Here is a 26232-nt window from a genome sequence, read left to right on the forward strand (position 1 = left end):
AAAACGTGTTTTCGATTTTAGACCGCTATATTGGTAAAACAATTTTAAGCACCATTGGTATCAGCTTATTTTTATTAATTAGTCTTTCAGGGATTATACGGTTTATAGATCAATTACGTAAAATAAAAGGTGATTATGATGCTTTCTCAATAGGTCTTTATACTGCATTAATGACCCCCAAAGATCTTGAAACCTTTTTACCGATGGCTGTGCTATTGGGAGCGCTAATTGGGCTTGGTTTATTAGCATCAAGAAGTGAACTTATTGTAATGGAAACATCTGGGTTTAGCCGTTTTAAAATTGCAAAAGCAGTAATGAAAACAGCAATTCCGCTAGTTATTGTTACTATGGCAATAGGAGAATGGGTCGCACCTAAAAGTGAACAAACCGCACGTAATATGCGTTCAGAAAAACTATATGGTAATTCACTAATGGCTGAGCAAGGTGGTTTATGGGCTAAAGATGGCAACAATTATATCTTCATCGGTCACATAAATGATGATAATTCGATTTCAAATATCACTATCTATGAAACAGATAATAACAAATTATTATCAATTACTCATGCTGAGTATGGTTCTTTTAATAATAACAAATGGACATTATCTCAAGTAGAGAAGAATGATTTAACAGATCCTATAAAAGTGACAGGGTCAAATATGTTAACAATGGACTGGAAAACTAATATCGCACCAGATAAACTAAGTATTGTTGCCTTTGATCCTGATTCTCTCTCTGCTACAGGGCTTTATAAATATTCACAATACCTTAAAAGTTCGGGGCAAGATACCAAATATTATGATTTACTTTTTTGGAAAAAAATCATTAAACCAATTTCGGTAGCTGTAATGATGTTACTGGCACTTTCTTTTATTTTTGGTCCGCTTCGAAGTGTGTCAATGGGAGTAAGAGTTATCATTGGAATTAGTTTTGGTTTCCTGTTCTATATAGCTGACAATCTATTTGCTCAAATCAGTATTGTTATTGGTATTTATCCTATCATAGGTTCACTATTAACAAGCTTTGTCTTTTTGATGATTAGTTACGTATTATTTAGAAGACAGAACTAACATATACCATTCATAATGAATAAAGAATAAATCCTATTATCAATTATCGATAATAGGATCTATTTTATCTATTTTTCTTAAACAACTTCAAATATTGCCCATACCCAGCTGCTTCAAGTTTGTTAGTAGGAATAAAACGTAAAGCTGCAGAATTTATGCAATAACGTAATCCTCCTAATACTTTTGGCCCATCATTAAAGACATGACCTAAATGTGAGTCTGCTTTGATAGAACGAACTTCAGTACGTTGCATACCATGACTATTATCGTTTTTTTCTAAAATGTTTTTAGCGTCAATGGGTTTAGCAAAACTAGGCCAACCACATCCGGAATCAAATTTATCTAACGAACTAAACAGCGGTTCCCCTGACACGATATCAACATATAAACCTTCTTCATGATTATCATTAAATTCATTTTCAAAAGGAGGTTCTGTCCCATTTTGCTGAGTTACATGATATTGCATTGGTGTTAATGCTGATATTGCTTTTTCTTTGATTAATTTATTCATAATTCACCTAGTCTTTTTAAAATTAATAAAGTGTTATTTTATTAGCATCGATTGAAGGACTTTATCTTTAACCCAAAAGTAATGATATAGAGCCCCAATGACATGAAGCATAATTAATATAGCTAACAAATATGAACTGACTAAATGTGTTGTATGAAAAAACTGATAAAACTCATTTGGTACGTTTATAGCAGGAATGGAAATCATACCAAAAAAATTGAGCGGACGGCTACTCATCAAATAACCAGAAAGTGGAACAATTAAAAGAAAAATATAGATAAACCCTTGAGTAGATTTTGATAAAATCCGTTGCAATCTTTGATGTTTATCTAAAACATCTGGGATGCCATATTGTATAATCACTTTAATACGCCATATCGTTAAAATAAAAACCAAAACGCCGATTGATTTATGTAACAGATATATATTCGGCATCCCTCCCAAAAATTGGGATAAGATGATTTTAAACATAATTATTAAAAACGCTAATATAACGACTACTGCTGATAGCCAATGTATTATTTTTTGTTGACTACGATACTGAGGGTAATCTTGCATAACTTACTCACTTTTAAGTTTAGATTTATCTTGCCAATGCTGAGACAAAAAAGCAGAACGACCAGATAATTGATAATAACGATTATAGTGTTGTGATTGTTTTTTATAAAAATCTTGATGATACTCTTCAGCCGGATAAAAAGCGACAGCCGGTTCGATAGCGACCCGAATAGGGTGAGTAAAACGACTACTTGCCTCTAATTCTTTTTTCGATTCTAATGCTAAATTGTGCTGAAATTCATTATGATAAAAAATAACTGGGCGATATGAATCCCCTCGGTCTGCAAATTGACCATTTTGATCCGTAGGATCAATTTGCTGCCAAAAAATATCCAATAACTTTTTATAACTGATTTTTTTAGGATCAAAAGTGATTTGAACAGCTTCAGTATGCCCAGTATCACCTTGACAAACTTGTTCATAGGTTGGATTTGATACATGTCCACCGGTATAACCCGATACCACACTAATAACACCCTCGTATTGATCAAACGGCTTGACCATACACCAAAAACAACCGCCGGCAAATGTTGCTTGCTCATATTGTTGCATAATAATCTCCAATAAAATGATTTTAAAAGACACCCCTTGAAAAAGCTTAAAAAATCACCATTTCACAAGCTAACCATCTCAGTTTTAGGAGGATCGAATATGGCTAGTGGTTGGGCATCTGATGATGCCGTTAATCAACAAATTGAAAGCACCATTGCTGATGCTATCGAAAATGCTAGACGCCAACTTAAACAAGGTGCTCAAAGTGCTGATTTCTGCGTTGAATGCGGAGATCCTATTCCACAAGCACGAAAGCTTGCATTACCTGGCGTACAATATTGTTTAAACTGCCAACAGGAACTGGATAAGCAATCTGCTAAAGCGGCAATTTTATATAATCGCCGAGGCAGTAAAGATAGCCAACTTCGTTAGTGATACAGTTAATTGCTTAATTATTATATTCATTGTTATATATAACTGAAATCACTCTTTTAATTAAAAACATGTTGGATTCAATACAAATGCCTAGATAATGATTTATACATTTTTGGAGCGTTACTAATTGTTCTTTGCTAGTTTTAAAAGTAAAAAAACAAGCAACGCTCCTTTTTAATACTTTTGATAACCAAAACACATAGAATGTGAATGTATTTTAGCAATGATTTTCTACTTTTTTTTATCTGGATGAGGATCTTTTACTGAGTCGCCCTGCCCTGAAACAATATACCAACCATTTTTAATATGGGGTTTTTTGTTATGATCCGGACATGGAGGCAAGGATTTTTTACTTTGATTTGAAAAAGTATAACCACAATCAGCACACTTGTAGGTGCCCGCTGAAACATCACTACCGTATGAAGCAAATTTCTGTACCATTATTAGCTCCTCGTATAATTGTTTGTTAGTGATAAGCACATTACTTATCTCTATTATATATAAACGTCTATCAATAAAAAATCAAGTTCAGATTTGATTAATTTACAATCGGACTGATAATTTTATCATCAAATTTATCAAAAATCAGATATAATAAAAACTGCTTTTCAAGTAAAAACACGTTTTTAACCATATTCTATTTAAATTAAAACTTACTAAATTTAATCACGTCATTTTTTAATTAATAATGAAAATAAGTAGATTTTTATTTCTCTAAAAAGGCATGGATCAATGCCAGTTAAAATAACTTAATAATTTGGAGGTTGGAAATGTATTTACTACAAATGGCGCCGAAATTTTTACTTGCGTTAATCATTTTACTTATTTACGTGAAATTATCGGGTAAAAGCCAAATTGCCCCGATGTCTCAGTTAGATCAGGTTGGTAGTATGGTAATCGGTGCGTTGGTTGGGGGAGCTTTACTCAGTCCAACTGTTTCAGCCTGGGAAGCAGCAGGTCTTGTCGCAATTTGGGCAGCGTTATTAATTTTAATTCGGTTTATAAAATCAAAGAACTCTCGTTTAAGGGATGCCATTGATGGTGAAGCAATTCAATTAGTTAAAAATGGAAAATTATTAACCGATAATTTTGCTAAAGCAAACTTACCGGTACGTGATTTTGAAACTTTAGTGAACATACAAGGAATATCCTCATTTAGTCAATTAAAACAAGTTTGGTACGAATTAAATGGTTCATTAACCATCATTAAGAAAGGTGAAAAAGATATTGCTGAATTGATTATTGAAAATGGCTGTATCAGTCAAGATAATCTTGAACAACTAAAAAAAGATGAAGATTGGCTTATGCAAGAAATTCATAAACAAGGATATGAAAAAGTCGAAGACATTTTTTGTGCAGAGTGGTTTGATAACAAATTAATCATTTATCCATATGATAAAAAAGAAGAAAAGTCAGCTTAGCACTTACTTTAAAAAATAACAATTTAATTAACTTTAACTAATTTAACCTGTTAGTTAAAGTTATTTAATTGCACATTTTTATCCACGAGATCTTCAATCGTATACTTTTCAAGCTCTTTCAAAAATGCTTCCTTAGCATCTGAAAGATAATGTTTTAAACGACAAGCAGGACTAATATGACAAAATGACAAACTGCAATTAAGAATATTAAGAGGTTCTATTTGCCTAACCACAGTACCAATATTGATCTGTTTTTTTTCTATTTTTAATTTAATGCCCCCGTTTTTTCCTTGTTTAGTCTCGACATAACCTAATTTGCTTAAATTATAAACTACTTTAACTAAATGGTTTTTAGAAATTTTAAAATAGTTACTAATATCTGCGATACTGACTAACTGCTCATCTTTTACAGAGGATAAATAAAGAAGAACTCGTATACTATAATCGGTAAAACTTGATAATTGCACAGATTTTTCCTATCAACTTAAAAAACTTATCATCTCACATTATAGGCAATCTCAATGATTATATTAACTATCTTTTAATGACTAATTGAAATTTATTATTTAATTAGATTCTCTAATTATCATTGTTTTATCCTCATCAACAAGATGAGGATATGTTAAATTTAATTTTTCAAGCTGCGCAATAATTTAGAATTTGATTCAAATCTTTACTTGCTTGAGTTGTCAAACGTAAATCAAATTTATCTTTTAAAATATTCAATATATTGTCTGTTAAAAATTCTGGCATCGAAGGGCCAGCATAAATTCCCTTGATTCCAAGCGATAATAATGTCAATAATATAACGATGGCTTTCTGTTCAAACCATGATAGTACCAATGTCAATGGTAATTCATTCACCCCACATCCAAAAGCTTCAACCAACGCCAACGCTAATTGTACTGCTGAATAAGCATCGTTACATTGTCCAATATCAATTAATCGTGGAATACCATTAATGCTGCCAAAATTTTGCATATTAAATCGATATTTACCACAACCTAACGTCAAAATAATGCTATCTTTAGGGACTTGATTTGCCATTTCAGTATAATAATGCCGTTCACTTTTACTACCGTCACATCCACCAATTAAAAAGAAATGCTTAATATTGCCTGCTTTTACTTGTCCGACAACCGTTGGTGCCACATTTAACAAAGTGTTACGTGCAAATCCTACTGTTATAAAATGTTCTAATTCAGTGTAATCAAATCCGGATTGATTCAATGCACACTCAATAACAGGACTAAAATCATCTGTTTCAATATGAGTGACGCCCGGCCACCCCACCATGCTTCGGGTAAAGATACGCTGCCCATAGCCTTGAGTAAATGGATTAATGATACAGTTAGATGTCATGACAATAGCGCCGGGAAAATTAGCAAATTCTGATTGTTGATTTTGCCAAGCTGTACCGTAATTTCCAACTAAATGAGAATATTTTTTTAATTCAGGATAAGCATGAGCTGGTAACATTTCACCATGCGTATAAACATTTATGCCTTTATCTTGAGTCTGCTCTAATATCAAACGCAAATCATGAAAATCATGACCAGACACAAGAATACATTTTCCTGCAACAGGTTTTGTATTGACTTTGGTCGGGATTGGATCACCAAATGAATTTGTGGCTCCAGCATCAAGCATCCCCATTACTTTATAATTCAATCGTCCTATCTGCATAGACAATTGAAATAATTTATTAATATCCGATGGGTTATCACCAAGATAACTCATAATTTGGTGATATTCGGTGTAAATATCTTGGTTAAATTGCCCTAAAACTGCTGCGTGTTCCATATATGCAGCCGCCCCTTTTAATCCATATAATGCTAATAAGCGCAGTCCAATGACATCCTCACCCACTTTGTCTTGTTCCCGCTTTAACATAACTAAATGCGAAAAATCCAATAATTCTTGTTTGGATTTGGGAAAATCAAGCTGGGCTACATAGGTTAATGCTGGCAAATGCTCGTTAAATTGAAGTACAGCAGCTTTAGCAAGCTGTTCTAATTTTTGAGAATAGATATCAGCTTCTTCCAGATACGCCAACATTCTATCTGCATCAAAATTCACATTAGTTAACGTTGAAAAAAATGTTTGTGCAGACCATCTATCGATTTGTCTATCTACGATTTCATGTCTACGACAAATTGCAGCCCAAAACGAAACCTTTTGTAAACTGGCCACTAAAACATCTTGAAGATCAGAGACTTCCGCTGTTTTACCACACATTCCTTTAGAATAACTACACCCTTTTTCATTTGATTTTATTATAGTTTGCTCACATTGAATACAAAACATTATTACTCCTGTTTTCTTTCCTCTTACTAAAACAGGTATATAAAATACATGTTTAAAATAAAAAAAGAAAGAGGATTTACCATTTTTAAATTTGTGAAAATTGTTAAAAATATCTAATATTTAATCTTCACTAAAGAGCACTTTATCCAATATTAATACTATAAAAAAGTGGATAAATACGATGCAAAATTAAAATATGATGAGAAGTTAAAAAGAGGCAGAAAAAAGACTATTTATTTGAGAACAGATTAAGAATACTGATTGAGTGAGAAAACATGCCGATTAAATACAACTTTTCAATTAATTACCAAACCACAAATAAAATTATTTTAAAAAATAATTTTAAAATATTCTTTACAAGAATTAACTGATTTTTCAATAAGTTATAGTCTATAATTGATAAATATCAATCACCAGAACAAATATGTTAAAACTATAAAAACAATAGATAATTTAATATTAGTTATCAGAATATAAGGAAAAAAACAATGAAATTTTATTACTTTCCAGAACCACCAAATTAGCCTTATACCTTTTATTGTAATAACCCTGATACAATAAAAGTTATCACTAAAATAAACAAGGGAATTTTTGTTAATTAACAAAAATAGTACTTGTAATAGTTTAGTACTAATTTTATTTGAATATTAATTAGAACAAATAGAAGTTTTTTACGGTTTATACCAAATGATTTTAATTCAATATAGAAAATAAAAAGAAAATTATAAAATGGTATTTATGACGACTGAAGGATTATCATTAGAATCTTTATAAATACCATATCCAACATTTCCCATAATAGTGTCTAATGCTTACTCACTAACCACACGACAATTTTACCATCCGGAAATTAGCAAATAATTAATACACCAATTATATATATCAAAAAAGAGCAATTGGTTTTATATCATTAATGGTAGATGATAGAGTTTTATTATTTTATTTTTAAGGCAGAGAAAATTACTAATTTGATTGTTATACGTGACATTTTTAATCAGAGATGATATAACAAAAGAAGTATTAATTAAATGCAACCTTATCTTATAATCTAATCGTCATTTTTAATCACTTACAGACCAAATATCTTCTGTTCCTATGAATTATTAACTTTACTGTAATTTGTGTCTTCCTAAAAGAGGTCTATAACATGAAAAACAAAGAGTTAGTTGAGAACTATTATAAAGATGTGTTTATCAATGGTAATGTAGATAAAATCCCAGTTTATATTGCAGAAAATTATATTCAACACAATCCCCAGGTTGAAGATGGTCAAGCTGGTTTTATTAAATTTTTTAAAAACTTCATTAAAACAGAACCTAAGATTGAAATTATAAATGTTAGCTGTGAAGGTAATATGGTTTACGTTTTTTATAAATGCTCATTGCCAGACGGAACCATAAATAAAGTTTGCGATATTTATCGTGTTGAAAGCAATAAGATAGTTGAACATTGGGATGTTATAGAATCTCATGTTGAAAAAATTAAATCTGTTAACCATAACAGCCTTTTTTAAATAAAAATGGTATTTTAACAACCTTATCAAATAGATGCCTAAAATGATAAGGTTGTCTATCAATCATAAGCTTTCTATTTTCTATATTAAAAAAACATGCTTTTATAATTCAATATTAATAGTAGATTACAAAATCTCATCCGTCTCGTTATGAAATATTCATTAAAACTGTACACATTTTTTTTATCCTATGATCAAAACCACCAAAGTCAGACCGACATTATGCAAACTCACTTTTTAAAGTTTTTATTTGATTACAATATTTATTCTAGAAAACTTATAGCTAAAATGAATATTGTTATAATTAATAATTAGTATCATCTTTTTCAGTAATCTTTATAATACTAAAAAGCTTAGCAATAGATAATAAACGCTACCCCTTATCCAAAGTCACTTAAAAGGATTCATTTATGAGTAAAATCTTTGATGATAATTCTCAAACTATTGGCTATACGCCACTTGTTCGCTTAAAACATTTTGGTCATGGTAATATTTTAGCCAAGGTGGAATCTCGTAATCCCAGTTTTAGTGTAAAATGTCGTATTGCATCAAATATGATTTGGGATGCAGAAAAGCGTGGTTTATTAACTTCTAATGTTGAATTAATTGAACCAACCAGTGGGAACACAGGGATAGCATTAGCAGCTGTTGCAGCTGCACGAGGTTATAAGTTAACTTTAACCATGCCTGAAAGCATGAGCATTGAGCGACGAAAATTATTAAAAGCATTAGGTGCTAATTTAGTTTTAACTGAAGCAAGCAAAGGGATGAAGGGTGCTATTGAAAAGGCAGAGGAAATTGTTGCGAGTAATCCCAAACGCAATATCATGTTACAACAATTCAGTAATCCAGCAAATCCAGAAATTCATGAAAAAACAACCGGGCCTGAAATTTGGCTGGATACCGATGGAAAAGTGGATATTTTTGTAGCAGGAGTGGGAACAGGCGGTACATTCACGGGGGTAACACGATATATCAAAAATACCCAAGGTCGAAATATTACAGCGGTTGCCGTCGAACCAAGCCAGTCACCTGTAATTACTCAAGCACTTGCTGGTGAACCACTTAAACCAGGTCCACATAAAATTCAAGGTATCGGGGCTGGTTTTATTCCAGCAAACCTCGATTTGAGTTTAATCGATTTAGTTGAAAAAGTATCGAATGAAGAAGCCATCGAAACTGCGCGCATACTGATGGAAAAGGAAGGAATTTTGGCAGGAATCTCTTCAGGGGCAGCAGTTTTTGCCGCTGACCGGTTGGCTAAATTACCAGAAAATACCAATAAAACCATTGTGGTAATTTTACCTTCATCGGGTGAACGCTATTTAAGTACTGATCTATTTAGCGGGATTTTTACCGAAAAAGAATTGGGATGATTTAGAATAAAAATACCGTCAAATGACGGTATTTAATCAACTTGATTTGAAGATTTTATAACAATTTAAATTGATTAACACATTATGATTCTTGAATAATACCAAAGTGTCGATATGCATGCGGTGTTGCAATTCTGCCACGTGGTGTTCTTTGAATATAACCTTGTTGAATTAAAAAAGGCTCAAGCACATCTTCAATCGTTTCTCGCTCTTCACCAATTGCAGCAGCAATATTATCTAAACCAACTGGACCACCCATAAATTTTTCAATAATAGCTAGCAGTAATTTACGATCCATATAATCAAAGCCTTCATTATCGACATCGAGCATATCGAGTGCTTGGGTTGCTATTTTTTCATCAATAATACCTTTTGATTTAACATCAGCATAATCTCTAACCCGGCGTAATAAACGGTTAGCTATTCGAGGGGTACCACGTGAACGTTTAGCGATTAAATGAGCCCCTTCACAGGATAAATCCATACCCAAAAATTTTGCACTTCGACTAACAATATATTCCAGATCTTCGACACGATAAAATTCAAGGCGTTGTACGATTCCAAATCGATCACGCAAAGGTGATGTTAATGAACCTGCTCTTGTTGTTGCACCAATAAGGGTAAAAGGTGGGAGATCGATTTTAATTGAACGCGCAGCTGGTCCTTCGCCAATCATAATGTCTAATTGATAATCTTCCATTGCTGGATATAAAATTTCTTCAACGACAGGTGATAATCGATGAATTTCATCGATAAAAAGGACATCATTAGGCTCTAAATTGGTTAACATGGCAGCGAGATCCCCCGCTTTTTCTAAAACTGGGCCTGAGGTAGTACGCAAATTGACATTCATCTCATTAGCAACAATATTTGCTAAGGTAGTTTTGCCCAATCCTGGAGGACCAAAAATAAGAACATGATCGAGAGCATCACATCGCTGTTTTGCAGCTTGAATAAAAATTTTCATTTGCTCACGTACATGGGGTTGACCAATATATTCATCTAAATACTTTGGGCGAATTGCACGATCTAAAGACTCTTCTTCTTTTTGAGCTTGTGGTGCTATTAGACGATCCGCTTCAATCATAATGCTTACCTATTTTATAACGCAGATTTTAATGCTTCACGTATAAGCGTTTCACAATCCATTTCAGGTTTAATAACTTTACTGATGATACGGCTTGCTTCTTGTGGTTTATAGCCTAAAGCAATAAGAGCTGAAACAGCTTCACTTTCAATTTGATTTGAGGATTTTTTGATATTACCAGTTTCTATTATGGTCATTGAATCAGATAATTCTTCACCGAAGCGTTTAACACGGTCTTTCATCTCCACTATTAATCGCTCAGCTGTTTTAGTGCCTACACCGGGTAATTTAACCAATGTTTTAATTTCACTTTGTTCAACAGCCACAATAAACTGTTTAGCTGACATTCCTGACAATATTGCTAATGCTAATTTCGGTCCAACACCATTAACTTTAATTAATTCACGAAACAATTCTCGTTCTTGTTCATGATTAAACCCATATAATAATTGCGCATCTTCACGAACAATCAAATGCGTGAGAACGATAACTTCTTGACCATTATTCGGCAATTCATAAAAACAGGTCATTGGCATAAAAACATTGTAACCGACACCACCCACATCAATGAGCACTTTAGGTGGCTGTTTTTCTATAATGATCCCACGTAAACGACCTATCACAATTTATCCTTAATATTGAGTGTTATTAGCATTATCAATGACATAAAAACAACAGAAATTAATGAATTCTCAAGTAAATTCAACTTATTGAAAACATTGAATGTCGCCATTGATATTGAATATATTAATTATTGTCGATTAGTTTACCTGATGGAATGAAAATAATAAAGAAAAAACTGTATAAATAGACAGGCAATGAGTAAGAAATTTTGCCGATAAGTTCGGCAAAATATGAAGCACGAATAATAAGTTAACTGTATTAAAATTAGCTGTATTAAAAAGGCATTTTAAAACCTGGTGGTAATTGCATTCCGCCCGTAACTTGTGACATTCTCTCTTTTTGAGCTTCATCTAACCGGCGAGTAGCATCATTAAAAGCAGCTGCAATGAGATCTTCTAACATTTCTTTATCATCTTCATTCAATAATGAAGGATCGATTTCAATGCGTTTACAGCTATGTGCGCCATTAATTGTAACTTTGACAATGCCAGCACCAGATTCACCTGTTACTTCTAATTTGGCGATTTCTTCTTGAGCCTGTTGCATTTTTGCTTGCATCTGCTGGGCTTGTTTCATTAAATTACCCAAACCGCCTTTTCCACCTGAAAACATAATTATTCCTCTTTAAAAAATTTAGTCCTTGATTATACAGGACGAATACTTGTTTCATCAATCTTGGCTTCAAAATATTGACAAATCATCGCGACTTTTGGATCTTGATTAATCGTTATTTTAGCCTGCGCAAGTTTTTGTTGATAAAGGTCTTCACGCATTTCTGAAGGTGTTTTAATATTTTGGTTATCATCAATGATAACGTTAATTTTTAATGGTTTTTGTCGATAACTTGACATCGCTTTTTCTAATTTTGAAATATTTGCTGATGAATTTACGAGATGTTTTACTGCCGATCGCAAATGTAAAACAATATTTTCATCATCAATTTGTTCGATATAGCTATTTATCGCAATTTGGTTAATTAAAGGCGCAATATCCAGTTTCTCAATCTCCGCACACCATGCGTCTTTTTGCACCATTTCATCAATTAATTTTTTTATCATTTCGGGCGTTTTATCACCATTTAATGATTCGCGAAAGCTTTTCGTATCAATGACTAATTCATCTTTAGTTTCAATTAGTCCACATGACTGCCATTGATAATTTTCAGCAGTAATTTGCTCTTCATCAGATTTAGCTAAGCTCTTTTCATTTTGCTTCAATGGTAGATTATTATCAGTGACATGCCTTAATGGTGCATTAATACTTGCTTCGTTTGGTTGATTTTTCTCAACCAATTCAGACTTTTTTTTATTCTTTTCCTCTTGTATTAATTGCATCCGCATTTCTAAAATGCTTTTGGTCACTGAAGAAACGTCATCAGGAATCGGCATATCTTGTTTAGCCGATTGTTGAGGACTATTTTGAGAATGTTTTATTTCTGATTGCGAGTTACTCTCAATACGTGATGTTTTTTCTGGCCCTGCTTGATGAAGATTAGGCACTGATTGTGGTGAACCGAATGCTGATTTTTGATGAATATCAGTCACGGGCGGTACATTACTCATCGAATCAGATGTAGCGTTTGATATGTCACTCTTACTAGCTGATGCTTGAATAGGTAAAGGCTTTGATGGCTGCGGCGCCTGAACCGTTGAATTTGTATTTGATACTAAGGTACTGTTACCATTAGTCTTGGGTTGAAATGCTAACGCTCTTAGAAAGCTCATCTCAACACCTATTTTTTTGTCAGGTGAATAAGCCAACTCCTTACGACCCATCAATAATATTTGATAAAATAATTGTATATCATTCGGTGCAATATATTGTGCTAGAAAACGAATTCGTTCTTCATTATCGGTATAATCACCCAATGCAGTTGGAACAATTTGTAATAAAGCGATTTGATGCAAAAGCGTAATAGTTTCTGCAAGTAGACTATCCCAATCTACCCCTTGTGTTGCTGCCGCTTCAATTTGTTGCATCAAAGCATTACCATCATTTTGATAAAGTGCCTCAACCAATAAAAAAGGAATTGTTTTATCCAGTGTCCCTAACATAACGCTGACTGATTGCGCATCAACAACGCCATTACCTAGAGCGATAGCTTGATCGGTTAAACTTAAGGCATCTCGCATACTACCATTAGCCGCTTTAGCTAATAATTGAATCGCCTTCGGCTCAAATTCAATTTTTTCTAGCTGCAAAATGTGAGAAAGCTGTTCAGATATAAGCGAAGTATCTAGCACATTTAAATGCAAATGTAGACAGCGTGATAATATGGTAATCGGTAACTTTTGCGGATCGGTTGTTGCCAACAAAAATTTGACATGTTCAGGTGGTTCTTCTAATGTTTTTAGCAAGGCATTAAAACTGCTACGAGATAACATGTGCACTTCATCAATTAAATAGACTTTAAAGCGCCCTTTGGTTGGTAAGTATTGGATGTTATCTAATATTTCACGTGTATCTTCAACTTTAGTTCGTGAAGCGGCATCAATTTCTAAAAGATCGACAAATCTGCCTTGCTCAATATCACGGCAATTATCACACTCTCCACAAGGAGTGGCTGTAATCCCACTTTCGCAGTTTAAGCCTTTAGCAAGTAAACGAGCAATAGAGGTTTTCCCAACACCGCGCGTGCCTGAAAATAGATAAGCATGATGAACCCGACCTAGCGAAAGTGCATTTGATAGAATTTTGAGGACATGCTGTTGCCCTACTACTTCAGTAAATGATTTTGGTCGCCATTTGCGTGCCAGAACTTGATAACTCATATTCACCATTGCGTATAACTAATCAATTTGGCATCAATAATATCATAAAGCGTAAAATTAGTCTTTAAGATGACAATAAACTATTTACAATTGCTTTATTTAGTGTTGGTCTACGTGATATGTATTATTAATCTTGTTTATGTGACTAGTTTTCAATAAGAAATTAACGATAAGAATAAACTGAATTTAGCTTGTTTGGATATAGAGTAATATTTGCATTAATACAAATACAAATTAAATGGTGGGGAGTGGAAAATTTGAATATTGTCTAGATAAATCCCAACCATTATTTCGATCACATAATGGTTGGATTATTCATAATTATTGTTGATTCAAATATGACCAAGCATATTGTGCGTAAAATTCTGCGCCCATTGTCATGCCGTCCTCATCAACATTAAAACAACCATGGTGATGTGGCCACTGTGTATCTTTTTCAGGATTCCCCGAACCCACTAATGCAAATGCACCGGGAATGTTTTCAGTATAAAAACTGAAGTCTTCACCGCCAGTTGTTGGTGGCTCAAAATAAAGGGCTTCTTCACCAAACGATTCAACGATGACTTTCTGTGCTAAAAGCGCAGATTGTTCATCATTAATGACGGGTAACGTACCATAAATGTATTCTACTTCAGCGGTTGCACGATACATTGCAGCGACTTGATTGGCGTAACGGCGAATAGCATCTTCGATTTTATTTCGCACTTCAACACTAAAACAGCGAACCGTACCTTCTAAAACCGCATTTTCCGCAATGACATTAAAACGAGTACCGACATCCATTTTTCCTATAGTGACCACCGCCGGGGTAAGCGGAGACACTTCGCGAGAGACAATAGATTGTATGTTCATCACAAATGAAGATGCCACCATGACAGCATCAACCGTGTCGTGAGGCATCGAGCCATGCCCGCCCTTTCCTTTGAAACGGACTGTGAGCAAATCGGCAGAAGCAAAACTTGAACCTACCACACAGGATACTTTTCCGACAGGTGTTTGTGACCAGATATGCATACCAAAAGCGGTATCCACATCATCTAATACACCTTGTTTAATCATGCCTTTTGCACCTTGTGCGATCTCTTCAGCAGGCTGAAAAACTAGTCTCACATTACCCTTTAGTTGATCACGTATTGCATAAAGCGCTTTTGCCGCAGTCAGTAGCATGGCTGCATGCGTGTCATGTCCACAAGCATGCATCTTCCCGTTTATGGTTGATTTGTAATCAATATTGTCGCTTAACTCTTGCACTGGTAACGCATCGATATCGGCTCTTAATAAAATCCTATTACCCGGTTTTCCACCTTGAATATCGGCAATAATACCGGTTGGCTCTGTACGGCGATAAGGAATGCCAATTTTATCGAGCTGCTCTGCAATTTTATCTGTCGTTCTGAATTCTTCCCACGGTAATTCTGGGTGACGATGCAAATCACGGCGAAAAGCAACCATTTCTTTTATATTTTGTTGTACTATCTTTTTAATATCTTGATTTATCATTTTACTACCTTTGTTCTTGTTATTTAGTCCATCAAAATTAATGCGTTTGATATTGAAAACATATTAAGAAGATAGTTACAAAAAACTGTTCTTAAATCTTGTTATCCGATTAATTGTCATCAAACTTGTAGACATTTATCATTTACTGTGTTGCAGGTGCGACTATCATATTGACCATAAAGCCTGCTAAAACAACCGACACTATAGTGACTGAAATAAATCCACCAATCAACATAGGCGGTAACATATGACGAGTGAGTACCTCTTTTTCTTTTTCATTTTTGGTTAAATTATTAATCACTTCATTGGTAATAATATAATCAGCAGGAAACCCATAGAGTGCTGTTAGTGCAATCGAAAACGCCATTTCTCGACTAACGTTTAGCATTTTTCCGGCAATAAGCGAAAAGATAAACATACCAAGTACAGCTGATAATATAAAGACAACCAGAGGCGTAATTAATCTTACTAGCATGTCAGGTGTAGCTTGACTTAATGTGTCAAAAATAAACAGCATAAGTCCCATGACAGCTAAACCAAAACCACCTGCCTTTTTTAAAGGATGACGTTCAAGAAAACCACACGATGCGGCAATTACACCGAATAATAGACAAAGTACAAATGGACTTATACTGATAATAGGATCCAAGACTTTCGCCACGTAATAAGCAAAAAAGCCAATAATCGCAATTCGTAAAAAAATAAAATAGGTTGTGTTATACCGTGCTGAAAACATCGCAAACATTTTTGGCATTGGATGTTCATCATTAGATTCGGTTTCTTCCTTATTCGATGTAGACTTAGGATCATTTAAAGCATTCCATGTACCGTCATGATACTTTTTAAGCACTCTTCGTCCTTCACGTTTAAGCATGATTGAAGTTAGTGGATAACCAATAAAGCCTTGCATGACATAAATAATAATGGCGAACACGGCAAGATCTTGCAAACCGGCTTTCGTTGCACCGCCTGCCATTATAATAGATGAAACAATCCCCCCGACTAAAGGCGGAATTGCAATAATAACTGTGTTGTAGTCAAAAAATAAGTATCCTACGATCACAACCACAATGATGATTCCGACAATACCTGACAGTGAAATAACGATAGTTTTCCATTGGCGCAGTAATTCTCTAACTGAAAGTAAAGTTCCCATGTTAACGACTAACAGATACATAAACATGACAGCAACGACTTTGGGGATTCCTGCTCGAGCGACAATATCTTTTGGGAAGAAAGTGAAGTAACCTGCTAAGAAAAGCACGGCACAAACAAAAACTGAAGGCACCCATGCTTTGGTTCGTGTAGATACGATATCGCCTAAATAAAGAATTAGTAGCAATAATACTAATGCAAGCATTTGAGACATATCATTCATTGTTGACATAAAAAGCTCCATTTTATTGGTTGTTAATTATTTAACTTTTCCTGTTGGATCATACAAATAATTATCATGCTAAGTTTATTTTTAAATTGTTTCTATATTATATATTGTTAATCATATATTCTTTAATTTTATCCAGAAAAAGATTGCCATATTTTTCTAATTTAATTTTACCAACGCCGGTAATATTGAGTAATTGTTGTTTACTTTCAGGCATCGTTTGCACCATTTCGAGTAATGTTGCATCACTAAAAATAATATAGGGTGGAACATCTTCACTATCGGCAATGTCTTTACGTAATTTTTTAAGATACCCAAATAAAATCCGCTCTTCATAAGATAAGATAGTAGTTAAATTTATTGCTCTTGCATAACGATTTAAACGGCTTTTCTTCACAATTTCAAGTCGTGGTTTAGCCAAGGATAATGCAATCTCTCCTTTCAATATTTTGCGTGCACGCTCTGTCAATTGAAGGGTATTATATGCAGCAATATTTTGTATCAGATAGCCATGATAAATTAATTGCCTTATTACATGAAGCCAATAGTCGATAGAGTGCTCTTTCCCAATACCATAAACAGACAAACGATCATGTCCGTTTTCTTTTATTTTCGATCGGTTTGATCCTCGTAAAACTTCAGCAATATATTGCGCGCCATAGCGCTGCTCAACACGATATATACAAGATAATACTTTTTGCGCATCCACTAAACCATCATAATGTTCAGGAGGATAAAGACATATATCGCAGTTATTACAAGGTTCTTGTCGTTGTTCACCAAAATAGTTGAGTAAAACGATACGACGGCAAGTTAAACTTTGGGCAAATGATTGCATTGCATCGATTTTATGGAATTCAACATCTTTATGTTGTCCTTCCATTTTTTCACTAATCTGTTGTCGGTACCAGCCCAGATCATTGGCATTAAACAGTAGCATTACTTCAGCAGGTACACCGTCACGCCCTGCTCGCCCGGTTTCTTGATAGTAAGCCTCGATACTGCGTGGACAATCGGCATGAACAACAAAACGGACATTCGGTTTATTGATCCCCATCCCAAAAGCAACGGTTGCAACAATAATTTGAATATCATCTTTCAAAAAAGCTTCTTGTGCTTGTTGGCGTTGTTGATTAGTCAGTCCTGCATGATAAGCAGCCACGGAAAATCCCCGTGCAGCAAGTTTAGTAGTCATATCTTCTACTTTTGAACGACTAGCACAATAAATAATGCCGCTATTCCCTTTTTGGGTTTCAATGAAAGAGACAATTTGGTCGGTTAAATTATATTTTTCGACAACAGTATAACGGATATTTGGACGATCAAAGCTACGAACGACAACTAAAGGATCCACTAAATTTAACTGGGTAATAATATCCGCTTGAGTCATTTTATCGGCAGTTGCGGTTAAAGCAACAATCGGTACACCAGGAAAACGTGCTGAAAGTTGTCCCAATTGCCGATAATCAGGTCTAAAATCATGCCCCCATTGTGAAATACAATGAGCTTCATCAATTGCAATTAAAGAAGGGGGATTTTGTTCGATTAAACTTTGGAAATACGCTAATGCCAATCTTTCTGGTGAGATATATAAAAGCTTAATAGAATGATTAAGGTATTGTTCAATGACATTTTGCTGTTCGGATGACGATTGAGAACCATTTAGATAAGCAGCAGGAATACCATTTGCGGCTAATTGATCTACTTGATCTTTCATTAGCGAAATTAAGGGGGAAACCACGATTGCCGTTTTAGGTAAGATTACAGCGGGAATTTGGTAACATAACGACTTTCCGCCACCAGTGGGAATAATAATTAATGTGTCACGCCCATCGATAATTGATTCGATAATCTCTTTTTGTTGATTTCGGAAAGATTTATAACCAAAAACATTATGCAAAACTGTATCAATCTGATCTTTTATCGACATGCTAACCTAAAAATAAATCACTGCTGTTAATTTATCGAGTATAGCTAAAAATAAAGCAACAAACCACCTTGAACTGATATTTGTTTTCAATTTAGATTTGTTACAGTGATAAAAACTAACAAATCCTGTATTTTTTATAATCAAAAACGTTCAACAGCCGAAAAAACAACCAAAAAATAATTTTTTTACTTGCTTGGAATCAATTTGGAAGCTAATATTTGCGTGTTTAAAATTTACGCCCGTAGCTCAGTTGGTTAGAGCATCACCTTGACATGGTGGGGGTCAGTGGTTCGAGTCCACCCGGGCGTACCATTCTAAAGCCTTATACGAAAAGGCTTCACAAGGATTCAATTTCACATCAATTTTTTTGCTGGGGTAAAACTCATACCAATTTTAGCAAATTATTTTTGCGGCCGAATTCCCAACTTTTCACTTCAATTCACACTGCAGAAAAAAATTAGTTATGATGAATAAAACTAATTAAACTTTCATAACATGATCACAATAAACTATCACATACCAATTTATCTCAAAATGGTGCCTGATGATTACGAAATCGAACTATCAGGTGAGAGCTGTTTCAGCAACTGTCAAAATAATCACAATTATGTGTTCTATCAAATACAGAAATCGCAATAAGATATGGCTGATTTGGTTATGCTTAGCGATACAATAGAGTATTGCAAGTTGAAGATTGATAGTTTTTATCTATTAATCCATTAGATATGCAAAACTAATATTATTAATTGGTTAGGATCGTTTTATGGAGTATATGCATATAATTAATTTTTATTAAAGCATAATTTGAAACATTTGAAGGAGTGGTGGAAAGTTGAGTTAACTTCTGGTAAGGACGTTTCTATTTACCGAGAAATAAAATAGTATCTAAAAACGCGATCACAACAAAAAGCTTATTTATTTTGGTGCGTTTAGTTAACGGAATGTGTTTATATAATTTATGATAAACAAAGAAGTGTCGCAAAAAAAATCAACCAAAATTAATTAGTAAATTTGATATAGATATAATGTTTGGTGCAGGAATTGGTAAAAATGTTTCACTAGTCCACCCAATTGCGATCACAATAAATAAAAATGTAACTATTAGAGAAATCTGACAATACATCAAAATGTGACAATAGGACAAAGTCACGTCCGATGGGAGAATCATTGTTAATAATATTTATATTGGTGCAAATTCACTGACACTTGATGGTAAAATAATAATTGATAACAATGTAAAAATTGGAGCAATGTTATTTATTAATAAAAATATTCCAGATAACTGCATTGTTTTAAACAAAAAACAAATACAATTATCCAGAACAATTGATTATTACTCTGGTTTTACTGGCCATCCAATATTTGGAGCTTTATCGACATCTATCTGATTTAACTTAAAACGATATCCTTTTAATTTTTTTAATAATTCCGTTTGTTGTTCGGTAGCTATCTCAGCATCAACAGCATCTTGTAAATACCCGATTTCTTCATTAATGTCATTGAGTAATTGGGTTAGTTGTGATTGAGCAATCGCTATCTCGTATTGATGTTGCTTTTCTTTATCTAAAACCCATTTTTTGCCGTTCCAGCTATCAAATTCGGAATTTGGTTTTAACAAGGTAAAACCATCTGGAATATTACCGATTGTTGTTACTGTTAATTCTACGCCTGTTTCAATTGAATAGATTTTTTTACCGCGATAATCTGTAGGGTATGTCCATTTATCATTTTGACGTACAATTGCATGATCATCGTCTACTTCTTTTGGTGCGTCTAAATATGCCAAGGCTGGCAAACCAACGCCAACAGGTAAAAATTGATATGTTGCCCCCAAATATTCCTTGGTTATAGCATCAGTATTATAAACAATTGCCCATCCAGCTAACGTTGTAAAACCATTTTCATCTAAAATTGCTAATGATGGTTGTAATTGATACTTCATTTGAAATCTCCTATTCTGCTTTAACTATATACATAAATGCAATATTTCGTGGATGGTTATCATGAGAGATCGGTGAAGCTATGGAAGGGTCAAAAATAATTTCTTCACATCCCCATGTTACACGACCATCGTTGGGTAGTGCATTTTTTCTTCCTACACCATTCACTCTAAATGTTCCTCCGGTTGAAACTACATCTCCAATAAATCCATGGGCTGGATTATTTGTCCCATATATACTTCCCCAAATATTTCTTATAGCATCTATTTGCCAGCTCAATATAACTCGGTCGGGGTCTGCACGTCGTCCATTATCCCAGCCCCGAATAAACTCACCACGCAGGTCTGGTAAATAGCCAGATGTGTATGCAGACGCTAATTTAGGAAATCTATTTCTATCAATTGGAGCGCCATTGCATTCAAACCAGCCTGCTGGCGGATGAACCTGAGGCCAGGGCAGAGGTATGCCCGGTGGCAATGTAAAATTTCTAATATATTGTTCTAGATTTAACACCCTGTGAGCTGGAACATACCCCTCACCAAGCACACCATCTTCATTGAACCCCCACGGCAGTGCATCCCTAACCGTGTTGTACATACCAACAAAGCCATCATCACGAACGATTAGATAAAACCTCTTATCATGAGAATATACTCGTGATTCAAATCCACTAGATTGGAATTTATCAGCAATTTCACCTATTCTATTAAGTGCATTGTTAGCGTTGTTATTTGCCCTCACCGCATTATCATTAGATTTTTTAACAGCTAAAGGCGTTGCCGCTTCCGTTTCTGATTCGCTATTTGTTGATGAGCTAAGTTTAACTATGCCATTTTGGGTAATGCTAGCATTAGGAATGTCAGCCTGTGTTTTTTTCCATTTTGTTGTATTCGTGGAAGGTTTTGCATTGTCATTTTCAACTATGGCTGTATATAAAACACCATTATATTTTATAATAGCATTTTCTGGATAAGTCACTAACTCACTCCATTCTGGCACGCCTTGTTGTAACAAATATAGTATGTTTTTATCAATTCGATTAAATGCACCGTTCATCCATTCCATTGGTGGTTTCGAAGCAGTTTGATCGATAGTAATACCCCAACCTCTACTTACATCGGGAAAATCTATATTTTCCCCTTTTTTTGCAGAATCAGCAAAAATTAAATAATCTGGTTTTTTTTGTATAATCATTGAATAGTTCCTATGTCTTGAAGTCGAACAAATTTTCCAAAATTAAATGCAGATGATTGATCATCAGCAGCAAATCCGAATGGTTGGTTATTAGATAACACAAGATAACGATACATGACACCAATAGGACGAACTAATATGTCCATTCTACTGATTGCATATAAAGTTAAGGAGTTGAGATAATCACTGTTTACAAGAATATTCATAGACATATTTTGTAAATCAACTACATTACCATCATTACCAATCACAAATTTAATGGATTCGACAATATTTGATATTTTTCCTGTTTGATAATTTTTAGTAATTTTAGCTTTTATGAAAAAACGGTAGTCATTATCATTTAACACAACTGAAGATAATAATGCGTTACCATATCGGTAAAACTCACCATCACCGAAAGCTAACGCAGTTTTATCAGACAAAAAACCAAAATATTCTCTGACAATAGCGGTTGGCAATACTCTAGATACCCCAACATGACGACCGACAAGATCTAGTGCATAACCAGTTGCATCATTGATACTTAGAATATCGCCAATTTGAATCACATTTTGAAAGGTATTTTCTGATTCTTTGAAAATGGCTTTAATTGTACCTAATGCTTTGGGTTTTGTTCGATATTGCCAAATTAAAAAGTCTTCTCTAGCCATCGATCAAGACCTCAACATTTGTTATTTCTGCATAGTCACGATAACCAATGTTAGCAATGTTAGATCCGTTTACTGTCAGTTCTTTTATATAGAATCCGTCGACGAGATTAATGTTAGATATAATCCGTGAAGCATAAATATTTTCACCAATATCAAATTCTAACTCTCTCAAATTTCTTTTAATTTCATTAACATTTATATCATTAAACGTTTGATAACGTCCTAATGTCATTGATACGTTAATGTTAATTTTTTTAGGTCTATCAAAATAGACTTTTCGTAAAATTCCATCTAACTTATAAAAAGTTTCAATCTCGCCATGTAAACCACATCCACCGATTTTCTTCTTAGTGATAACCTCAGCTATTTTTTCATCTGAACCGCCTAAAACAACAGCATTAAATGAGTGTGGAGGAACCGCTTTTTCATCGGTTTGATTGGTAAAGTTTTCATATACCTTACATTTTTTAACACCAACAATATTTTTCAAGGCAGCTGTAATACCTTGGCGATCATCATAATTATTAATTGAATGAGAAAGCATAAACCGCTTTAGAAGTTGACTATCAGTTTCTTGATCAACGCCACCATAACTTGAAGTGTTAGCTGTGACATTATCAACACCAATAATAACGGTACTAGGTGTAAATGTTTCAAAGGCATTAACATTATAATGACCCAGTTCTAATGATTGAAACTTGGCTCTAGCGCTCCCTAATTCATTGAGGGTAATGGATTGCATTAATTGCCATTTGTTTTTATTTCTATCAATATATATTGCATTTTTTGGTATGCTAGTATTTGGTGTTCCACTGAATATCACCTCATCAATATATGAATATGAAGCATTAATTCTAGTTATACCGGCATACATAGCACGTTGTTCTAGCCATTGACCCGTCGCTTGATAAGGATCTAGCATTTGAACAATAAATGATACTGCTTGATGTATATTCGTTAATTCTTGAGAAAATAACCCCAGTAATTGTCCGTCTGGCGTATCACTATCTAAATTAACATTTTCACCATAAATCGATTTAAATGCTTTTACTAAACGATTTTGGATGATATCAATATCATCAATAGTAATTCCTTTATCTGTTATCTGTAACATTAAATGAGGCCTCATTGGAATTGTTATATTTATCGGTGTAACTGATTTGGATTAGAAATTCACGTGTATCTGTGTCTAATAGAATGTCAAAACTATCAATACTTATGACACCATCAACTTTAAAAACCTCAGTTTTTACATCTATTTCTAACTGTCTTGTATTTGGATTTTTCGTCAGATAATCAAACCATGCAATGCCATCATTACGATTTAAAAACCAATCATTTTTGAGTGAAAGTAATTTGGTTTTAACACATTGTGCAATTGCTTGAGACTTATCTAAATAATTAGCCAGACTTAATCCAAATGACCAATCATGATTTTTATCGAGTTCCCTAACCTTCATTTGGTACTCCTGTTGTTTCGTTACCACTTTTCACACCGATATGCGTATGTGTATTTAAATCAATACCTTTATTTGTCTTGACATCTTCGGCTGTAATAATTCCAGAACTAAATGTATTACCATTGGACTGACTAAAACTACCAATTTGATTGTAGTTGCCTAATTGCTGTTTATTACCCTCGTGGTCAATATCGCCCTTAATATAGATTTTTCCATTGGTAAGCCTTATATAAGTTTCACCATCATCCGTTTGCATGGATATGCCATTATGGTAAAAATCAGGAATTTTATTTGGAATACTATTGCATCCGACAATAAAAAAACCATCACTCAAATCATTGATTCTATTATCAAGTGGTTTTGAAGCTTGGCCCGAGACAAACCAGCCATCGATGCAACGGCTTGAAAAGACTACAAGTCCTTCATCTCCTTCTTTAATTGGTACGGTAATACAATATCCGCCGGCATGAGGAAATTGTGCTGGTACGTCTACCAATGTGGGAATGGATATTTCTTCACCATTTGCTAATACTCTATTTATCATTGGGATACATTTAACCGTATGACCATCGAAAGAAATCACTTTAGCTGGTAAAGCAGTATATATATTCGATTGTGCCCGTTTAATTTGATTCTCAATTGCTTGAAATAGTGAATTTGTCATATATTCTCCTGACAATAAAAAAACCGCCAAAAGGCGGTTTGATGAGATTTGATTTAATTTTTATCGGGAAATGAGTATTTTTTGTTATGAAAACAATGATGTCAGTTTTATCATCTGTTGCTACATAACTATCATAGAAATGTATGTAATAATGTTATTATCAATAATCATCATTTTGAAGATGAAGACTTTTCAAATTTTCCACTAATGCAAACTAATTTACTATGCCAATTAGTTCCGTATAAGTCTCCATTATGTTCAATAGATTCTATCTTATAGTCACCGTTATATTCAGTTAACCTTGATTCCACTCGAATAAGAGCCCCAATTTTATAATGAGGATTACATAACGTGGTAACTTCCAACCCATTATCGGTTTTTTTGGGGCTACCAATCATGCCGGTATTCATTGATATGACCCATCCCTCGTTATTAGCTAAGGCTTTATTATCTGGAATAACAACTAACTGATCATCTTGTATAGACCAATCGGCATTGTTATTAATTGCTATTTTGTGCATCACTTCACGTGTATCACACATCATAACTTTACCTCTGGGCAAAATCCTATCATTTGGAAGATCAATTTCACCTTTTTGGATTCCTAAATTTTTCAGCACTTCTTCTACAATATCTTTATCCTTTTGCCCTTTTTCCATTGTTTTGAAAATGGTTTTTTCGGTATATATTCGATGACCATCACCACATCGCATGGTGGTGATGATATCCTGCCCAGATAGATTATTTTCAACAGAAAGAATATCACCACAAAAGATTAAACGAAGAATATCCTCTTTGTAGCAAACTGACAGTTCAAGATAATTATATTGTTTACTGGTAATTAAATTACGATTAGAATCATTAAGATTATAGACTGATATTTCGCCTGTATTAGGTTCAGAAGATAACGTTTTTTTTATAGAAAAAGTCACTCTAAGGTTATTAATAATTACACATTCTTTCCGATTGCCTATTTTAAGTTCAAGAATTCGACCAAATTGCTTCACGATACTCTTCCTTCGTCATGATTAGTAATTGCATACGATTGTTTAAGTCACCTTTAGATATTGCATTAATTCCTAATCCTGATTTGTCATAAAGTACTAAAACAAAAGGTGTATCAAACTCAATAAGAGCAGGACTACTTACAGACAAACCTTTATTTTGGGTAATGTATTTATCATTATCAATATCAAACAAATCAAATTGATATCCTATTGAAACAGCATTAAATCTCAATGTTAAACGTAAATTCATATCATATAACGAAAATGATTGTTCTAAAACATCATCACTGGTTGTTTGAATAACGTACATACTTAATCTCTCAAATTTCCACCAA

The 26232-nt window shown here is 33.9% G+C and carries 26 protein-coding genes and 1 tRNA gene; 6 read left to right on the forward strand and 21 right to left on the reverse strand.

The window, feature by feature from the left end:
* Window positions 1–5: 5 nt before the first annotated feature.
* Window positions 6–1070: an LPS export ABC transporter permease LptG gene (gene lptG, locus ACKJXD_RS00210; RefSeq protein WP_294829402.1), complete on the forward strand. Its 1065-nt coding sequence runs from the start codon at window positions 6–8 to the stop codon at window positions 1068–1070.
* A gap of 64 nt (window positions 1071–1134) precedes the next feature.
* On the opposite strand, the gene msrB is transcribed toward lptG, so the two are convergent.
* The 3 genes from msrB to msrA are packed head-to-tail and all read right to left on the reverse strand — an operon-like array spanning window position 1135 to window position 2691.
* Window positions 1135–1581, reverse strand: coding sequence for a peptide-methionine (R)-S-oxide reductase MsrB (gene msrB, locus ACKJXD_RS00215; RefSeq protein WP_220215213.1), 447 nt, complete (start codon window positions 1579–1581; stop codon window positions 1135–1137).
* Between the two features lie 33 nt (window positions 1582–1614).
* Window positions 1615–2139 carry a cytochrome b gene (locus ACKJXD_RS00220; protein ID WP_220215214.1) on the reverse strand — a complete coding sequence of 175 codons (525 nt, stop codon included), beginning with the start codon at window positions 2137–2139 and terminating at the stop codon, window positions 1615–1617.
* A 3-nt stretch (window positions 2140–2142) separates the two neighbouring features.
* The gene (msrA, locus tag ACKJXD_RS00225) at window positions 2143–2691 is read right to left on the reverse strand and encodes a peptide-methionine (S)-S-oxide reductase MsrA (RefSeq protein WP_430875188.1); all 549 of its coding nucleotides are present in this window, start codon (window positions 2689–2691) and stop codon (window positions 2143–2145) included.
* Window positions 2692–2790: 99 nt separating this feature from the next.
* Between msrA and ACKJXD_RS00230 the strand changes: the two genes are divergently transcribed.
* Complete coding sequence (locus ACKJXD_RS00230; protein ID WP_220215216.1) at window positions 2791–3063, forward strand: DksA/TraR family C4-type zinc finger protein; 273 nt, start codon at window positions 2791–2793, stop codon at window positions 3061–3063.
* A 234-nt stretch (window positions 3064–3297) separates the two neighbouring features.
* Here the strand turns inward: ACKJXD_RS00230 and ACKJXD_RS00235 are convergent, their stop codons facing one another.
* Window positions 3298–3507: a hypothetical protein gene (locus ACKJXD_RS00235; protein ID WP_065558216.1), complete on the reverse strand. Its 210-nt coding sequence runs from the start codon at window positions 3505–3507 to the stop codon at window positions 3298–3300.
* Between the two features lie 329 nt (window positions 3508–3836).
* On the opposite strand from ACKJXD_RS00235, the gene ACKJXD_RS00240 reads away from it, so the two are divergent.
* The gene (locus ACKJXD_RS00240) at window positions 3837–4487 is read left to right on the forward strand and encodes a DUF421 domain-containing protein (protein ID WP_220215217.1); all 651 of its coding nucleotides are present in this window, start codon (window positions 3837–3839) and stop codon (window positions 4485–4487) included.
* A gap of 50 nt (window positions 4488–4537) precedes the next feature.
* Here ACKJXD_RS00240 and nsrR read toward each other — a convergent pair whose 3' ends face one another.
* Together nsrR and hcp are read right to left on the reverse strand one after the other, a co-directional pair.
* On the reverse strand, window positions 4538–4954 hold the full coding sequence (gene nsrR, locus ACKJXD_RS00245; protein ID WP_220215218.1) for a nitric oxide-sensing transcriptional repressor NsrR: 417 nt from the start codon (window positions 4952–4954) through the stop codon (window positions 4538–4540).
* Between the two features lie 169 nt (window positions 4955–5123).
* A complete protein-coding gene (hcp, locus tag ACKJXD_RS00250; protein ID WP_430875189.1) occupies window positions 5124–6794 on the reverse strand; it encodes a hydroxylamine reductase in 1671 nt (556 codons plus the stop codon).
* Between the two features lie 1147 nt (window positions 6795–7941).
* Here hcp and ACKJXD_RS00255 point away from each other — a divergent pair.
* Window positions 7942–8307: a nuclear transport factor 2 family protein gene (locus ACKJXD_RS00255; protein ID WP_430875190.1), complete on the forward strand. Its 366-nt coding sequence runs from the start codon at window positions 7942–7944 to the stop codon at window positions 8305–8307.
* A gap of 410 nt (window positions 8308–8717) precedes the next feature.
* Window positions 8718–9683, forward strand: a complete 966-nt coding sequence (gene cysK / locus ACKJXD_RS00260) for a cysteine synthase A (protein ID WP_294828006.1) — start codon at window positions 8718–8720, stop codon at window positions 9681–9683.
* 82 nt (window positions 9684–9765) lie between these two features.
* On the opposite strand, the gene ruvB is transcribed toward cysK, so the two are convergent.
* The 7 genes from ruvB to recQ all read right to left on the reverse strand — a co-directional run bounded on the left by ruvB (window position 9766) and on the right by recQ (window position 18979).
* Entirely contained in the window at window positions 9766–10770 is a 1005-nt protein-coding gene (gene ruvB, locus ACKJXD_RS00265; RefSeq protein ID WP_294828003.1) for a Holliday junction branch migration DNA helicase RuvB, read from the reverse strand.
* Between the two features lie 14 nt (window positions 10771–10784).
* The gene (gene ruvA, locus ACKJXD_RS00270; protein ID WP_430875191.1) at window positions 10785–11393 is read right to left on the reverse strand and encodes a Holliday junction branch migration protein RuvA; all 609 of its coding nucleotides are present in this window, start codon (window positions 11391–11393) and stop codon (window positions 10785–10787) included.
* A gap of 274 nt (window positions 11394–11667) precedes the next feature.
* A complete protein-coding gene (locus ACKJXD_RS00275) occupies window positions 11668–12006 on the reverse strand; it encodes a YbaB/EbfC family nucleoid-associated protein (protein ID WP_220215224.1) in 339 nt (112 codons plus the stop codon).
* Between the two features lie 32 nt (window positions 12007–12038).
* The gene (gene dnaX, locus ACKJXD_RS00280; RefSeq protein WP_430875192.1) at window positions 12039–14165 is read right to left on the reverse strand and encodes a DNA polymerase III subunit gamma/tau; all 2127 of its coding nucleotides are present in this window, start codon (window positions 14163–14165) and stop codon (window positions 12039–12041) included.
* Between the two features lie 321 nt (window positions 14166–14486).
* A complete protein-coding gene (locus ACKJXD_RS00285; protein ID WP_220215226.1) occupies window positions 14487–15665 on the reverse strand; it encodes a M20 family metallopeptidase in 1179 nt (392 codons plus the stop codon).
* Window positions 15666–15807: 142 nt separating this feature from the next.
* Window positions 15808–17034 (reverse strand): hypothetical protein, encoded by a 1227-nt coding sequence (locus tag ACKJXD_RS00290; protein WP_430875386.1) that lies wholly within the window; start codon window positions 17032–17034, stop codon window positions 15808–15810.
* Window positions 17035–17149: 115 nt separating this feature from the next.
* Window positions 17150–18979 (reverse strand): DNA helicase RecQ, encoded by a 1830-nt coding sequence (gene recQ / locus ACKJXD_RS00295; protein ID WP_430875193.1) that lies wholly within the window; start codon window positions 18977–18979, stop codon window positions 17150–17152.
* Between the two features lie 235 nt (window positions 18980–19214).
* On the opposite strand from recQ, the gene ACKJXD_RS00300 reads away from it, so the two are divergent.
* Window positions 19215–19291 (forward strand) — tRNA-Val (locus ACKJXD_RS00300).
* 1021 nt (window positions 19292–20312) lie between these two features.
* Here ACKJXD_RS00300 and ACKJXD_RS00305 read toward each other — a convergent pair.
* The 8 genes from ACKJXD_RS00305 to ACKJXD_RS00340 form a co-directional block, all read right to left on the reverse strand.
* Window positions 20313–20921, reverse strand: a complete 609-nt coding sequence (locus ACKJXD_RS00305; RefSeq protein WP_430875194.1) for a tail fiber assembly protein — start codon at window positions 20919–20921, stop codon at window positions 20313–20315.
* A gap of 10 nt (window positions 20922–20931) precedes the next feature.
* The gene (locus tag ACKJXD_RS00310; RefSeq protein ID WP_430875195.1) at window positions 20932–21984 is read right to left on the reverse strand and encodes a phage tail protein; all 1053 of its coding nucleotides are present in this window, start codon (window positions 21982–21984) and stop codon (window positions 20932–20934) included.
* A gap of 125 nt (window positions 21985–22109) precedes the next feature.
* Window positions 22110–22766 (reverse strand): DUF2612 domain-containing protein, encoded by a 657-nt coding sequence (locus ACKJXD_RS00315; protein WP_430875196.1) that lies wholly within the window; start codon window positions 22764–22766, stop codon window positions 22110–22112.
* Complete coding sequence (locus tag ACKJXD_RS00320; RefSeq protein ID WP_430875197.1) at window positions 22759–23880, reverse strand: baseplate J/gp47 family protein; 1122 nt, start codon at window positions 23878–23880, stop codon at window positions 22759–22761. Before ACKJXD_RS00320 ends, ACKJXD_RS00315 begins: the two co-directional genes overlap by 8 nt.
* Window positions 23861–24226: a hypothetical protein gene (locus tag ACKJXD_RS00325; protein WP_220215235.1), complete on the reverse strand. Its 366-nt coding sequence runs from the start codon at window positions 24224–24226 to the stop codon at window positions 23861–23863. The genes ACKJXD_RS00320 and ACKJXD_RS00325 overlap by 20 nt, the downstream gene beginning before the upstream one ends.
* A complete protein-coding gene (locus ACKJXD_RS00330) occupies window positions 24216–24890 on the reverse strand; it encodes a Gp138 family membrane-puncturing spike protein (protein ID WP_220215236.1) in 675 nt (224 codons plus the stop codon). Before ACKJXD_RS00330 ends, ACKJXD_RS00325 begins: the two co-directional genes overlap by 11 nt.
* A gap of 170 nt (window positions 24891–25060) precedes the next feature.
* Entirely contained in the window at window positions 25061–25897 is an 837-nt protein-coding gene (locus ACKJXD_RS00335) for a phage protein (RefSeq protein WP_430875198.1), read from the reverse strand.
* The gene (locus ACKJXD_RS00340) at window positions 25872–26207 is read right to left on the reverse strand and encodes a phage baseplate plug family protein (protein ID WP_430875199.1); all 336 of its coding nucleotides are present in this window, start codon (window positions 26205–26207) and stop codon (window positions 25872–25874) included. The genes ACKJXD_RS00335 and ACKJXD_RS00340 overlap by 26 nt, the downstream gene beginning before the upstream one ends.
* Between the last annotated feature and the right edge of the window lie 25 nt (window positions 26208–26232).

The organism is Gilliamella sp. G0441, assembly GCF_050589305.1.
Taxonomy (GTDB): Bacteria; Pseudomonadota; Gammaproteobacteria; order Enterobacterales; family Orbaceae; genus Gilliamella.